This is a genomic window from Janthinobacterium sp. SUN120, assembly GCF_030397735.1.
GTDB lineage: Bacteria > Pseudomonadota > Gammaproteobacteria > Burkholderiales > Burkholderiaceae_D > Janthinobacterium > Janthinobacterium kumbetense.
The window spans coordinates 202,003-216,409 of the sequence record NZ_JAPUBW010000001.1; the positions used below are offsets into that span (position 1 = coordinate 202,003).

Here is a 14,407-nt window from a genome sequence, read left to right on the forward strand (position 1 = left end):
AATTGCGTGGTGTCAAGAAAGGAAGCGCGGCGGGCGGGGAATGCCGGGGAAATCAGATCGCGTTCAGCGGTATTTTGAGGTAGCGCACGCCATTGTCTTCCGGCTCGGGCAGCTTGCCCGCGTTGATGTTGACCTGGATGGCGGGCAGGATCAATGTCGGCATGTCCAGGGTGGCGTCGCGGCTGGTGCGCATGGCCACGAATTGTTCTTCCGTGATGCCGTCGCGCAAGTGGATGTTGCCGGCGCGCTGTTCGGCCACCGTCACTTCCCAGCGCGGCGCGCGGCCGTTGGGCGGGTAGTCGTGGCACATGAACAGCCGCGTCTGCGGCGGCAGCGACAGCAAACGCTGCGCGGAACGGTACAGCAGCGCGGCGGAGCCGCCGGGAAAGTCGCAGCGGGCCGAGCCCACGTCCGGCATGAACAGGGTGTCGCCGACAAACACGGCGTCGCCGATCTGGTATGCCAGGTCGGCCGGCGTGTGGCCGGGCACGTGCAGGGCGCGTACTTCCAGCTCGCCGATATGGAATACCTGGTCGGGCGCGAACAGCTGGTCGAACTGCGAGCCGTCGGCCCTGGCGTCATCCTGGTGGTAGACGGCCGCGAATGCCTGCTGCACCGTCTGGATGGCGGCGCCGATGGCCACGTCGCCGCCCAGCTGCTGCTGCAGGTAGGGCGCGGCGGAAAGATGATCGGCGTGCGCGTGGGTTTCCAGCAGCCAGCGGCATTGCAAGCCGTGTTCGCGCACGAAGGCGATGACCTTGTCGGCCGAGGCGGTGGACGTGCGGCCCGCCTTGGGATCGTAGTCGAGCACGGAATCGATGATGGCGCAGTCCCGCCCATCGGCCTCGTACACAACATAGGTGACGGTGGCGGTGGCGGGGTCGAAGAAAGCTTGGATTTGTGGGGTCATCACGGCGGCAAAGGGCGGACAGGGAATGGCATTATATCGCCAGAGTTCGCTCAAAAAATGTTGAAAATTGGAATTTAACATGCGAAAAACAGATAAGCGGGCGCGCATGCGCCAGGCACAGTCGTGCGCACCCTGGCGCTAGCAGCATGGTAACCTCATTCTTCCAAGGAGGAATTCATGAACGATATCACTGCATGCAGCGAACAGTACCGCGGTTTTAGGATTTCCGTGACCCCGCAAAAGGATAACGACGATTTATGGGATTTCACCTACCGCCTGCAGCGCGAAGGCGAACCGGAAGCGCAGGCGATCACGCGCAGCCGCACCCTGGGCGGCTACGCGGCCCCCGAGACGGCTTGCACGGCGGGCCTGCAAGTGGCCAGGACGGAAGTCGATAATCTGCTGCGGCCTTGAGCCAGCGTAAATCGTTTAGCCTGAAAGTGAGCCTGACCACGGCTGGCGCGTGAAACACGTCGCTGCCAGCCGCGCTTCATGCTACGATTTCCACTATTGAGTCAGTCACGAAGGAGGCACCCATGGATAGCAGTTCTAAAATTCACTATAAAGGCTGGGAAATCGTTCCCTTGGCCGTGCCCACCACCGACGGCAAATGGTCGGCCAGTTGCGACATCGAGCGCGCCACGGCCGAAGGCCTGGAAGTATTCGAAGGCTCGACCATGCAATTCGTGCGCGACGACGAGGAGGGCGCCATTGCCGCCGCCTGCGAAGAAGCCGTGCGCCAGATCGACAACATCATCGCCAACCCGCTGGTACGGCTGGCCTAGTTCTCTACTCTTTCAGTCATCGTGTTCCCGCAGCCGGCATCCGCCGGCTGTTTTTTTTGCGCGCGACCGGCGGCGCGTGTGCCTGCCCCCATCTTTTCAGCCAGCGCTGTTGCATGTTTCAATATTGTGTTTCAAAATGAAATTATGAAACGATAATGAAACATCGCACAGGACAAACGTGACATCGTTGTTCCCTGGCGTGACAGTCCCGCAGCAGCGCTGGCTGGCACCTTGTCGCCTGTTTTCACTCTGCCGTCACGTGTTGTTCGCCGCGCCGCGCCGGCCTGGCACGGCATTTGCAATACTGATGTTCATAGCCACTCCGTGAAACATTCGGGACCATCCGAAACCCATAAGGTGAACACATGACTCAATACTCCGCAGGTGCCGCATTCCGCAAGGCCGTTCAGGAAGAATCCCCGTTGCAAGTCGTCGGCGCCATCAACGCCAACCACGCCTTGCTGGCCAAGCGCGCCGGCTATAAAGCCATCTATCTGTCCGGCGGCGGCGTCGCGGCCGGCTCGCTGGGCTTGCCCGACCTGGGTATTTCCAGCCTGGACGACGTGCTGACCGATATCCGCCGCATCACCGACGTGTGCGACCTGCCGCTGCTGGTCGACGCCGACACGGGCTTCGGTTCGTCCGCCTTCAACGTGGCGCGCACGGTGAAATCGATGATCAAGTTCGGCGCGGCCGGCCTGCACATCGAAGACCAGGTGGGCGCCAAGCGCTGCGGTCACCGTCCGGGCAAGGAAATCGTGAGCAAGGAAGAAATGGTCGACCGCATCAAGGCGGCCGTCGATGCGCGCACGGACCCGAACTTCGTCATCATGGCGCGCACCGATGCGCTGGCCGTCGATGGCCTGGAAGCGGCGCTGGAACGCGCCGTCGCCTGCGTCGAAGCGGGTGCCGACATGATCTTCCCGGAAGCCATCACGGACCTGGACATGTACGCTACGTTCGCCAAGGCCGTCAACGTGCCGATCCTGGCCAACATCACGGAATTCGGTTCCACGCCGCTGTTCACCCTGGACGAACTGCGCAGCGCCCACGTGGGCCTGGCGCTATATCCGCTGTCGGCCTTCCGCGCCATGAACAAGGCGGCGGAAAACGTCTATCAGGCGCTGCGCCGCGACGGCACGCAAAAGAACGTCGTCGACACCATGCAGACGCGCATGGAGCTGTATGAATCGATCAATTACCACGATTTCGAGCAAAAGCTCGATGCACTGTTCGCCGCGCAAAAGAAATAAGTAAAGAAAAGTAAAGAAGCAGGGGCCGCATGCAGGCCCCGCAGTGATGCAACCGAGACTAGTCAATTTTTGGAGAAATCAATGAACGCACCGCAAGCCGCCACTTTCAAGCCTAAAAAATCCGTCGCCTTGTCCGGCGTCACCGCCGGCAACACGGCGCTGTGCTCGGTCGGCAAGACCGGCAACGATTTGCACTACCGCGGCTATGACATCCTGGACGTGGCCGACAGCTGCGAGTTCGAGGAAATCGCCTACCTGCTGGTGCACGGCAAGCTGCCGACAGCCGCTGAACTGAAAGGCTACAAGGCCAAGTTGAAATCCCTGCGCGGCTTGCCGTCGGCAGTGAAACTGGCGCTGGAAGCGCTGCCGGCCGCCGCCCACCCGATGGACGTGATGCGCACGGGCGTGTCCGTGCTGGGCTGTACCCTGCCGGAGAAGGACGACCATAACGCGCCGGGCGCGCGCGACATCGCCGACCGCCTGATGGCGTCGTTCGGCTCCATGCTGCTGTACTGGTACCACTACAGCCATAACGGCAAGCGCATCGAAGTGGAAACGGACGACGACTCGATCGGCGGCCACTTCCTGCACCTGTTGCATGGCGAAAAACCGTCGGCGTCGTGGGAAAAAGCCATGCACACGTCGCTGATCCTGTACGCGGAACACGAATTCAATGCATCGACCTTCACCAGCCGGGTCATCGCCGGCACGGGTTCGGACATCCATTCCGCCATCACGGGCGCCATCGGCGCGCTGCGCGGCCCGAAACACGGCGGCGCGAACGAAGTGGCGCTGGATATCCAGAAACGCTACGACAACGCCGATGAAGCGGAAGCGGACATCCGCGAACGCGTGGCCAACAAGGAAGTGGTGATCGGCTTCGGCCACCCCGTCTACACGATTTCCGATCCGCGTAATAAAGTCATCAAGGAAGTGGCCCGTTCGCTGTCGCAGGAAGCCGGTTCCACGAAAATGTTCGACATCGCCGAGCGCCTGGAATCGGTCATGTGGGAAATCAAGAACATGTTCCCGAACCTGGACTGGTTCTCGGCCGTGTCGTACCACATGATGGGCGTGCCGACGGCGATGTTTACGCCGCTGTTCGTCATCTCGCGCACGTCGGGCTGGGCCGCCCACATCATCGAGCAGCGCATCGACAACAAGATCATCCGCCCGAGCGCCAACTACGTGGGTCCGGAAGACCTGGAATTCGTGCCGATCAAGGACCGTAAATAATGAGCACCAACATGAACACCTTGCACCGCAAATCCTTGCCGGGCACCCAACTAGACTACTTCGACACGCGTGCCGCCGTCGATGCGATCCAGCCAGGCGCCTACGCCACCTTGCCCTACACCTCGCGCGTGCTGGCGGAAAACCTCGTGCGCCGCTGCGACCCGGCGACCCTGAACGCTTCGCTGAGCCAATTCATCGAACGCCGCCGCGACCTGGACTTCCCATGGTTCCCCGCGCGCGTCGTCTGCCATGACATCCTGGGCCAGACGGCCCTGGTCGACCTGGCCGGCTTGCGCGACGCCATCGCGGCCCAGGGCGGCGATCCGGCCCTCGTCAACCCCGTCGTGCCGACGCAGCTGGTGGTCGACCACTCGCTGGCCGTCGAATGCGGCGGTTTCGACCCCGACGCCTTCGCCAAGAACCGCGCCATCGAAGACCGTCGCAACGAAGACCGTTTCGACTTCATCGACTGGACCAAGAAGGCCTTTAAAAACGTCGATGTGATTCCGCCGGGCAACGGCATCTTGCACCAGATCAATCTTGAGCGCATGTCGCCCGTGATCCAGGTGCAAAATGGTGTAGCCTATCCCGATACGCTGGTGGGCACGGATTCGCACACGCCGATGGTCGATGCGCTGGGCGTGATCGCCATCGGCGTGGGCGGCCTGGAAGCGGAAAGCGTGATGCTGGGCCGCGCCTCGTGGATGCGCCTGCCGGATATCATCGGCGTCAAGCTGACGGGCAAACCGCAGCCGGGCATCACGGCCACCGACACGGTGCTGGCGCTGACGGAGTTTCTGCGCAAGCAGAAGGTCGTTTCGTCCTACCTGGAATTCTTTGGCGAAGGCGCGTCGCACCTGACCTTGGGCGACCGTGCCACGATTTCCAACATGGCGCCGGAGTTCGGCGCCACGGCCGCCATGTTCTACATCGACGCGCAAACCATCAAGTACCTGAAATTGACGGGCCGCGACGACGAACTGGTGAAACTGGTGGAGCTGTACGCCAAAGAGACGGGCCTGTGGACCGACAGCCTGGTGGACGCGCAGTACGAGCGCGTCTTGAGCTTCGACCTGTCGTCCGTCGTGCGCAATATCGCCGGCCCGTCGAACCCGCACAACCGCGTGCCGACGTCGGAACTGGCCGCGCGCGGGATTTCCGGCGTAGTGGAAAACGAACCGGGCAAGATGCCGGACGGCGCCGTCATCATCGCGGCCATCACCAGTTGCACCAACACGAACAACCCGCGCAACATGATCGCCGCCGGTTTGATCGCGCGCAATGCGAACCGCCTCGGTTTGACCCGCAAGCCATGGGTGAAATCGTCGCTGGCGCCCGGCTCGAAAACCGTGGAACTGTATCTGCAGGAAGCGGGCCTGATGCCGGAGCTTGAAACATTGGGCTTCGGTGTGGTGGCATTCGCCTGTACCTCGTGCAACGGCATGTCGGGCGCGCTCGACCCCGTGATCCAGGATGAAGTGGTGTCGCGCGACCTGTACGCGACGGCCGTCTTGTCGGGCAACCGCAACTTCGACGGCCGCATCCATCCGTACGCGAAACAGGCGTTCCTTGCCTCGCCGCCGCTGGTGGTGGCATACGCGATCGCCGGCACCATCCGCTTCGACATCGAGAAGGATGTGCTGGGCCATGATGCGGATGGCAAGCCGATTCTGCTCAAGGATATCTGGCCGTCGGACGAGGAAATCGACGCCATCGTCGCTTCCAGCGTCAAGCCGGAGCAGTTCCGCAAGGTGTACATTCCGATGTTTGCCGCGCAGGCGGACGACGGCATCAAGGTCAGCCCCCTGTACGACTGGCGTCCGCAGACGACATACATCCGCCGTCCGCCGTACTGGGAAGGCGCGCTGGCTGGCGCGCGCCCCTTGAAAGGCATGCGTCCGCTGGCCGTCCTGGGCGACAACATCACCACCGACCACCTGTCGCCGTCGAACGCCATCATGCTCGATAGCGCGGCCGGTGAATACCTGGCGAAAATGGGCTTGCCCGAGGAAGACTTCAATTCCTATGCCACGCACCGGGGCGACCATCTGACGGCGCAGCGCGCCACGTTTGCCAACCCGACCCTGAAGAACGAGATGGTCATCGAGGACGGCAAAGTGAAAGCCGGTTCGCTCACGCGCATCGAGCCGGAAGGCAAAATCTCGCGCATGTGGGAAGCCATCGAGGTGTACATGGAGCGCAAGCAGCCATTGATCATCATCGCCGGCGCCGACTATGGCCAGGGTTCCTCGCGCGACTGGGCCGCCAAGGGCGTGCGCCTGGCCGGTGTGGAAGCCATCGTGGCCGAAGGTTTCGAACGCATCCACCGTACCAACCTGGTGGGCATGGGCGTCTTGCCGCTGGAATTTTTGGCTGGCGTGAACCGCAAGACCCTGGGCCTGGACGGCAGCGAAACCTATGACGTCGTCGGCGAGCGCACGCCGCGCTCCACCTTGACCTTGCTGATCCACCGCAAGAACGGCGAAACGGTTGAAGTGCCCGTCACCTGCCGCCTCGATACGGCGGAAGAGGTGTCGATCTACGAGGCGGGCGGCGTTCTTCAGCGCTTCGCGCAGGATTTCCTCGAGTCGTCCAAGGCAGCGTAAGCAGTTCGTCATTCACCGGGTGGCGCGCAGGCGCGCTGCCCGGCTTTTCAGGAAACCCTATGACCCACGTACCCCAAATCAAAATCCCCGCCACCTACATGCGCGGCGGCACCAGCAAGGGCGTGTTTTTCCGCCTGCAGGATTTGCCGGCCAGCGCGCAAGTGCCGGGCGCCGCGCGCGATGCGCTGCTGCTGCGCGTGATCGGCAGCCCCGACCCCTACGGCAAGCAGATCGACGGCATGGGCGGCGCTACCTCGAGCACCAGCAAGACGGTGATCCTGGCAAAAAGCGCCAAGCTTGACCACGACGTCGACTACCTGTTCGGCCAGGTCTCCATCGACAAGCCTTTCGTCGACTGGAGCGGCAATTGCGGCAACCTGTCGGCCGCCGTCGGCTCGTTCGCCATCGCCAGCGGCCTGGTGGACGCCGCCCGCGTGCCGCAAAACGGCATCGCCACGGTGCGCATCTGGCAAGCCAATATCGGCAAGACCATCATCGCCCACGTGCCCATGACGCATGGCGAAGTGCAGGAAACGGGCGGCTTCGAACTCGATGGCGTGACTTTCCCGGCCGCCGAAGTGAAACTGGAATTTCTCGATCCGGCGGCAGACGAGGAGGGCGGCGATGGGGCCAGCTCGGCTATGTTTCCTACCGGTAACCTTGTCGACGACCTGGACGTACCCGGCATCGGTGTTTTAAAGGTCACGATGATCAACGCCGGCATCCCGACGATTTTTGTCGATGCGGACGCCATCGGCTACACGGGCACGGAACTGCAGGACGCCATCAATGGCGATCCGGTGGCGCTGGCCCGCTTCGAAACCATCCGCGCGCATGGCGCCTTGCGCATGGGACTCATCGCGCATCTCGATGAAGCGGCGAAACGCCAGCACACGCCGAAGGTGGCCTTTGTCGCCAGGCCTGCCGGCTATGTCTCGTCCAGCGGCAAGCAGGTGGCAGCGGGCGAGATCGACTTGCTGGTGCGCGCCATGTCGATGGGTAAATTACATCACGCCATGATGGGCACGGCCGCTGTCGCCATCGGCACGGCGGCAGCCATTCCCGGCACCCTGGTCAACCTGGCGGCCGGTGGCGGTTTCCGCAACTCGGTGCGCTTCGGCCACCCGTCCGGCACCCTGATGGTGGGCGCGGAAGCGGCGCTGGCCGATGGCGTGTGGAGCGTCACCAAGGCCATCATGAGCCGCAGCGCGCGCGTGCTGATGGAAGGGGCCGTGCGCATTCCCGGCGACGCCTTTAGCGCATAACCCGCCCAGGCCGGACCGCAACAGGTCCGGCCGATACCTGCCCTGCAAGTGGCGGCACGGAGCGGAGGGCGCTTGCGCGAACAGATCAAGATCACCAGAACAGGAACGAGCAGCAACTACAACAGATTGCAAGCCTACCGGAGGAGACATGAATTTCGCAGCATTTTATCAACGCTCGATCGACACGCCTGACGCTTTCTGGCGCGAGGAAGCGGACAAGATAGCCTGGCATACCCCGTTTTCGCAAGTGCTCGATTATTCCCGCCCGCCGTTCGCCAAATGGTTCGTCGGCGGCACCACCAATTTGTGCCACAACGCCGTCGACCGCTGGGTCGATAGCCAGGGCGATGCACCCGCCCTGATCGCCATTTCCACCGAAACGAATACGGAACGCAGCTACAGCTTTCGCGAACTGCAGCGCGAAGTGGAGCGCTGCGCCGCCATGTTGCTGTCGCTGGGCGTGGTCAAGGGTGATCGCATCCTGATCTACATGCCGATGATCGCCGAGGCGGCGTTTGCCATGCTTGCCTGTGCGCGCATCGGCGCCGTGCATTCCGTGGTGTTCGGCGGCTTTGCCGCCAACAGCCTGGCCAGCCGCATCGACGATGCGCAGCCAAAACTGGTGTTTTCCGCCGATGCCGGTTCGCGCAATGGCAAGGCGATTGCCTACAAGCCGCTGCTCGACGAAGCCATCCGCATGGCCGCGCACAAGCCGCAGCGGGTGTTGCTGGTCGACCGCCAGCTGGTGCCGATGGAACTGACGCCGGGCCGGGACGTCGATTACGCTGCCCTGCGCGAGCAGCACCTGGATGCGCAGGTGCCCGTCACCTGGCTCGAGTCGAACGAACCGTCGTATGTGCTGTACACCTCGGGCACGACGGGCAAGCCGAAGGGCGTGCAGCGCGACGTGGGCGGCTATGCGGTGGCGCTGGCGTCGTCGATGCAGTACACATTTTGCGGCAAGCCCGGCGAAACCTTCTTTGCCACCTCGGATATCGGCTGGGTGGTGGGCCATTCCTACATCGTGTATGGCCCGCTGATCGCCGGCATGGCCACCATCCTGTACGAGGGATTGCCCATCTGTCCCGATGCGGGCATCTGGTGGAGCATCGTCGAAAAATACAAGGTCACGCGCATGTTCTCGGCGCCGACGGCCATCCGCGTGCTGCGCAAGCACCCGGTGGAACTGATGCGCAAATACGACCTGTCGTCATTGAAGGCGCTGTACCTGGCGGGCGAACCGCTCGATGAAACCACGTCGCAATGGATCGCCGATGAACTGAAAGTGGACATCATCGACAACTACTGGCAGACGGAGACGGGCTGGCCGATCCTCTCGGTGGCCAAGGGTGTTGCCAACACGCCGACGCGCCTGGGCAGCCCCGGCCTGGCCATGTACGGTTACCAGGTCAAGCTGCTCAACGAGGCGACGGGCGAGGAGTGCGGCGCCAACGAGAAGGGCGTGCTGGTACTGGAAGGCCCGCTGCCGCCCGGCTGCATGCAGACGGTGTACGGCGACGACGCGCGCTTCGTCGACACCTACTGGTCCACCTTCAGCGAACGGCAAGTGTATTCCACCTTCGACTGGGGCGTGCGCGACGCGGATGGCTATTACTTTATCCTGGGCCGCACCGATGACGTGATCAACGTGGCCGGCCACCGCCTGGGCACGCGCGAAATCGAGGAAAGCATCACCAGCCATCCGAACGTGTCGGAAGTGGCGGTGGTGGGCGTGGAAGACAAGCTCAAAGGCCAGGTGGCGATGGCTTTCGTGATCCTGAAGGACCCGCGGGGTTTCGACAGCGTCGAGGCGAAAGCGGTGCTGGAGCGCGAAGTGATGGCCGTCGTCGACCGCCAGCTGGGCGCCGTGGCGCGGCCGGCGCGCGTGCTGTTCGTGCAGCAGTTGCCGAAGACGCGCTCGGGCAAGCTGCTGCGCCGCTCGATCCAGGCCATCTGCGAAGGCCGCAGCCCGGGCGACCTGACGTCGATGGACGATCCGGCATCGCTGCAGCAGATCCAGGCGGCGCTGGCGTAAGCGCCATGCCGCGAGCGAAGTTTATCGTTTGATAAACTTCGCTTTCAAATCCGGTCGCTTTCCTTGCGCACGACCCTGCCGACGATCAGGCATTCATTGCCGCGGCACAGCTTGCGGTGGTATTTGCGCTGGTCCGGGTTGTCCGACGTCAGCCACCATTCGCCGATATCGCGCGCCATGCGCTTGACCACCGGTTCGCCTTCATAATTGATGGCAAATACGATGCCATCGGCCGGCCGGTTATCGGCCGTATTGATGATCACCACGTCGTCCTCGTACAGGGCCGGTTCCATGCTCTCGCCCTTGACCTTGATCGCCACCAGTTTTTCCGGGTGGTAGCCATTGCGCTCGACCCAGCTGCGCGGCACGCTGATGGTGCTGCCGTCGTGCGTTTCCGGTTCGATGGCAAAGCCCGTGATGCCGGCCGACAGGCGCAGTTTCACCTTGCGGATCGGGTAAAAGCGTTCATCTTCTCCATCTTCCACGACCACGGGCTGCACGCCGGCCAGCGCGCGTGCCGTCAGCGCCGCCTGGTCGGGTGCCGCGCCCTGGTCGAAATACATGCTGTCCAGTTGCAGGTCCGCTTCCAGCTTGCGCGCGATCTTTTCGCTGAAGGCGCGTCCCTCGCGATAGGTGGGCGAGAGGATTTGCGAGATGCGCGCCTCGCTCCAGCCGCTGACGTCGGAAATCTTCTTGCGCGTGTTGTCGTAGTGCTCGCGGATCAGGGCCAGCAGGCGGTCGCGTCTGTATTGATACATATTCATCTCCACATTAAACCTGAAATTTACCGTTTGATAAATTACCAAATGCTTGACTTTAACATTAGCGATTGATAAAGTCCACTCGTTGCCTGTCGCAAACGCACTACAGCGTTTGCCGGCGGGCAGCACCACGGGAGGTCAGGCAGATGTTGAACAGCAGTCAGTTGGTTGAAAGCAGGGCGGCGCCACGGCAGGGGCGCCAGTTACAGGGACGCAGCAAGAAGTCGCAGCTGCATATCGCCCGCATCGCGCAGTACATCCGCGAGCAGGGCCAGGCCAGCGCGGCGCAATTGTCCGCCTTGCTGGGACTCGATGCGGGCACCATGAGCCGCTATCTGCGCCACATGTGCGGCCTGGGACAGATCCACCTGGCGCAGCGCCATTGCACGGAGCCGGGGCGCCAGCGGCCCGCCCTGTACGCGCTGGGGGAACAGGACGACGACGTCGATGGCTGGGCCGAATTGCCGCCGCAAGTGCGCCGCACGGCCAGCTGGGCGCGCGGCGCGGCGCGCCGCGATCCGCTGGTGGCGGCCCTGTTTGGCCCGGCGGGTAACTGAAACAAGAATCAACGAGGAGAAATCATGGGGTTTGCAGAAAAATTCATCGCATCGCTGTCGTCGCAGAACCTGCGCGACGATGCCGTCCACCACGACCTGGACGTGATCGCGGCCGCCGCGCTGGCCGGCGACATGGGCGCCTTGCTGTGCCGCGTCAAATACGCGGACGGCACCGTCAGCCGCCTGTTCGAAGGCAATGCGGGCAACCTGGCCCAATTGCTGCGCGCCTGGACGGCGGCCGTGACGCAGAAGGGCCGCGCGCGGCGCTGGGTCAAGGCGCAGACGGCCTGGGATGCGCAGGCGGCCAACACCTTGTATCGCCGCGTGGCCGAAGCGTCGCTCGCGCATTGGCTCGACAGCAAATGCAAGGTCTGCCACGGCACGGGCGTCGTCGCTGCCATGCAGGCCGGCGCGCCGCTCGTCTGCCAGGCTTGCCGCGGTGCCGGCGAAGCGGCCATCAGCTGCTCCGGCGGCTTCGAGCTCGAACGCATCAAGGATATGGTCAGCGAACTGGAAGCCATCTTCCAGTCGCACGGTGCCCGCGCCATGCGCCGCCTCGGTCACTAAAAAGTTTTTGCAATATGCCTGGCGCTGAAAAAAACGCCCCTACAATAGAGTCTCGATCACGCAGCAACGGCAACACAGCTAACACCCGCAGTACACCACATGCTTCTCCACTCGTAATAGACGCGCTTTCGGCGCGACACCGATAGGGGAAATCAGCGCAGCGAACGGCCTTCACGGTCCTTACGCCCATTTTTCGTCCGGCATGGCCCCGCGCCGTCCGGACGCCAGCCCGCCGCCTCACCGCGTGCGGGCTTTTTATTTTCCTGGTTATCGGCAGTTCCCCCCCCCCCCTCAAGACCGCAGATGCGGTCTTTTTTTCATCCCACGAAAGGTATTACTTATGGCATCGACAGCAAACGGCATCGACAGCTTGATCGTTATCAGCAAACAAAGCGCCGAAGGCAGCAAGGCCGCCGCCGGCGGCGGCCAGATTTACCCCCGCGTCACGGCCACTTTCGACACGGAAGCGGACAAATACGCAAGCGCCGAAATCGACGCCAGCCAGCAGCAGGGCGATACCCGCCTGGGCAACTTCCGCACCACGGGCGCCATCAAGGCCGAAGCGGCGTGCGGCACGTATGCGCCGCTGATGGCTGCGCTGCTGCGCCGCGACTTCACGGCCGGTGGCGTGGCTGCCGCGCAAACCACCATCGCCGCCGCCGCCACCGGCCTGACACGCAGCGCCGGCTCCTGGCTGGCGGAAGGTTTCCGTGCCGGCAGCGTGGTGCGCATCACCGGCATGACGGCGCCCGCCGCTGCCAACAACGCGAAGAATTTCTTCGTCACGTCGGTGACGGCCACCAACCTGAATGGCCAGTTCATGGACGGCTCGGCGATGATCGTCAAGGCGGCCGGCGACTCGGTCGGCGTGGCGGCGGTCGGCAAGCGCAGTTTTACCCCGTTGACGGGCCACACCACCGACTGGTTCACGGCCGAAGTGCAGGATCCGAAGATCGGCGTGCACCGCAGCTTCGTCGACCAGCTGGTGAGCAAGATGGATATCGCCGTGCAGCCGAACGGCATCACCAGCCTGGACTTCACCCTGATGGGCAAGGCGGAAGGCCCAACCACGGCCGTGCCGTACTTCCCCACGCCGCTGGCCGCGCCGGGCACCGGCAAGTTTTCGGGCGCCACGGCGATGCTGTCCGTGAACGGCATCCCGTCGCAGATCTGCACCGGCATGTCCGTCTCGCTGGATGGCCAGGTCAAGGTCGACCCGGTGATCGGCTCGAAGTACGCCACGGCCGCCTCGCGCGGCAAGGTAATGGGTTCGGGCCAGTTCACGGTGCTGCTGCAGGATGCCACCTACCTCGACTACTTCAAGTCCGAGACGGAAATCCCGCTGGCCTACGCCATGGCGTCGGGCACGGCGCCGACGGCCGACGTGCTGGCGCTGGCCATGGGCCGCATCAAGATCACCTCGGCCAAGATCGACGACGGCGAGAAGAACAAGATCGTCACCTGCGCCTTCGACGTCCTGCGCTACAAGGGCGCCGACGCGCAGCACGAAGCGACCACCTTGAGCATCCAGGACAGCGCGCTGTAAGCGGCTGACGCTTGCACCGGGGCCGTCGTGATGGCGGCCTTTTTACTTTTCACCTTGATCAAGAAAGCAGCACACATGAACAACGCACAAAAAATCCAGGCAGGTTTCGACATCGGCAATATCCACGCGGCTGCCACTCCCGTCACCTTCGACGTGCCCGTCATCTTCGACGCGGATGGCGAAGCGGTGGCCGGCCTGACCATCGTCGGCAAGAACAGCGAGCAATATCGCCTGGCCAACAACGCCGTGCGCGCCGAAGGCTATAAAAAATCGGCGCGTCGCAAGACGGCCATCGACGCCTCCACCGACGAAGGCGCGGAACTGCTGGTGCAAGCCATCGATGGCAACCAGAAGCGCCTGGCCCTGGCCGTGGTTACGGGCTGGTACGGCTTCACCAGCAACGGTGCGCCCGTGCCGCTCGATGCTGCACTGCTGGAAGCGGCCTTTGAAAAATACCCGACCTGGCAGGAAAAGGTCACCACGGCGCTGGAAAACGAGTCGAATTTTTTGAAGCTCTGACGGCCAGCCTGCTGCGCTACGCCGGGCACCAGTTCGAGCGCGGCGCGAGGGCGGCCGATGGGCATGCCAAGGGCGAGCATATCGACGCGGCCCGGCGCCATCCGCTGTACCGCGCGCCGCCCGAGGAGGCGGTGCCACCCATGCCGTTCGAACTGACCCACGTGTGGGAGTGGTTCGCGCAATTGAACCGCAAGCGCCAGAACGGCATGGCCGTCAACCCCATCGCCAGCACGGAAATCCTCGCCTGGCAGGCGCGCCACGGCATCGCCATCGAACCGTTCGAGCACCAGCTGCTGGACCAGCTCGACGCGCTGTTCCTATCGCACCAGCATGCGGCGGGCTGACCCGCATTTTTCAACCCGGCCGC

Annotated in this window: 14 protein-coding genes; 12 read left to right on the plus strand and 2 right to left on the minus strand. The window is 63.3% G+C overall.

What is annotated here, in order from left to right; all coding sequences use genetic code 11:
* Window positions 1–52: 52 nt before the first annotated feature.
* Complete coding sequence (locus O0879_RS00895; RefSeq protein WP_289914247.1) at window positions 53–910, minus strand: MBL fold metallo-hydrolase; 858 nt, start codon at window positions 908–910, stop codon at window positions 53–55.
* A gap of 177 nt (window positions 911–1,087) precedes the next feature.
* On the opposite strand from O0879_RS00895, the gene O0879_RS00900 reads away from it, so the two are divergent.
* From O0879_RS00900 to O0879_RS00930, 7 genes are all read left to right on the plus strand, one after another.
* Window positions 1,088–1,324 (plus strand): hypothetical protein, encoded by a 237-nt coding sequence (locus tag O0879_RS00900; RefSeq protein WP_289914248.1) that lies wholly within the window; start codon window positions 1,088–1,090, stop codon window positions 1,322–1,324.
* 122 nt (window positions 1,325–1,446) lie between these two features.
* On the plus strand, window positions 1,447–1,695 hold the full coding sequence (locus O0879_RS00905) for a hypothetical protein (protein ID WP_034783948.1): 249 nt from the start codon (window positions 1,447–1,449) through the stop codon (window positions 1,693–1,695).
* Window positions 1,696–2,060: 365 nt separating this feature from the next.
* Window positions 2,061–2,948 carry a methylisocitrate lyase gene (gene prpB / locus O0879_RS00910; RefSeq protein ID WP_034783951.1) on the plus strand — a complete coding sequence of 296 codons (888 nt, stop codon included), beginning with the start codon at window positions 2,061–2,063 and terminating at the stop codon, window positions 2,946–2,948.
* Window positions 2,949–3,029: 81 nt separating this feature from the next.
* Window positions 3,030–4,184 carry a 2-methylcitrate synthase gene (gene prpC / locus O0879_RS00915; RefSeq protein ID WP_289914249.1) on the plus strand — a complete coding sequence of 385 codons (1,155 nt, stop codon included), beginning with the start codon at window positions 3,030–3,032 and terminating at the stop codon, window positions 4,182–4,184.
* Window positions 4,185–4,195: 11 nt separating this feature from the next.
* Window positions 4,196–6,790, plus strand: coding sequence for a Fe/S-dependent 2-methylisocitrate dehydratase AcnD (acnD, locus tag O0879_RS00920; protein WP_289916124.1), 2,595 nt, complete (start codon window positions 4,196–4,198; stop codon window positions 6,788–6,790).
* Window positions 6,791–6,849: 59 nt separating this feature from the next.
* Entirely contained in the window at window positions 6,850–8,055 is a 1,206-nt protein-coding gene (gene prpF, locus O0879_RS00925) for a 2-methylaconitate cis-trans isomerase PrpF (RefSeq protein WP_289914250.1), read from the plus strand.
* Window positions 8,056–8,203: 148 nt separating this feature from the next.
* A complete protein-coding gene (locus O0879_RS00930; protein WP_289914251.1) occupies window positions 8,204–10,090 on the plus strand; it encodes a propionate--CoA ligase in 1,887 nt (628 codons plus the stop codon).
* Between the two features lie 44 nt (window positions 10,091–10,134).
* On the opposite strand, the gene O0879_RS00935 is transcribed toward O0879_RS00930, so the two are convergent.
* Window positions 10,135–10,848: a S24 family peptidase gene (locus O0879_RS00935; protein WP_289910559.1), complete on the minus strand. Its 714-nt coding sequence runs from the start codon at window positions 10,846–10,848 to the stop codon at window positions 10,135–10,137.
* Window positions 10,849–10,997: 149 nt separating this feature from the next.
* Here O0879_RS00935 and O0879_RS00940 point away from each other — a divergent pair, with 149 nt between their 5' ends.
* From O0879_RS00940 to O0879_RS00960, 5 genes are all read left to right on the plus strand, one after another.
* The gene (locus tag O0879_RS00940) at window positions 10,998–11,408 is read left to right on the plus strand and encodes a hypothetical protein (RefSeq protein WP_289897414.1); all 411 of its coding nucleotides are present in this window, start codon (window positions 10,998–11,000) and stop codon (window positions 11,406–11,408) included.
* 24 nt (window positions 11,409–11,432) lie between these two features.
* Window positions 11,433–11,975, plus strand: coding sequence for a hypothetical protein (locus O0879_RS00945; protein WP_289897415.1), 543 nt, complete (start codon window positions 11,433–11,435; stop codon window positions 11,973–11,975).
* A 340-nt stretch (window positions 11,976–12,315) separates the two neighbouring features.
* The gene (locus O0879_RS00950) at window positions 12,316–13,521 is read left to right on the plus strand and encodes a phage tail tube protein (protein WP_099667434.1); all 1,206 of its coding nucleotides are present in this window, start codon (window positions 12,316–12,318) and stop codon (window positions 13,519–13,521) included.
* 75 nt (window positions 13,522–13,596) lie between these two features.
* Window positions 13,597–14,040, plus strand: a complete 444-nt coding sequence (locus O0879_RS00955) for a hypothetical protein (RefSeq protein WP_070289666.1) — start codon at window positions 13,597–13,599, stop codon at window positions 14,038–14,040.
* 140 nt (window positions 14,041–14,180) lie between these two features.
* The gene (locus O0879_RS00960) at window positions 14,181–14,384 is read left to right on the plus strand and encodes a hypothetical protein (RefSeq protein WP_289904549.1); all 204 of its coding nucleotides are present in this window, start codon (window positions 14,181–14,183) and stop codon (window positions 14,382–14,384) included.
* Window positions 14,385–14,407 lie beyond the last annotated feature (23 nt).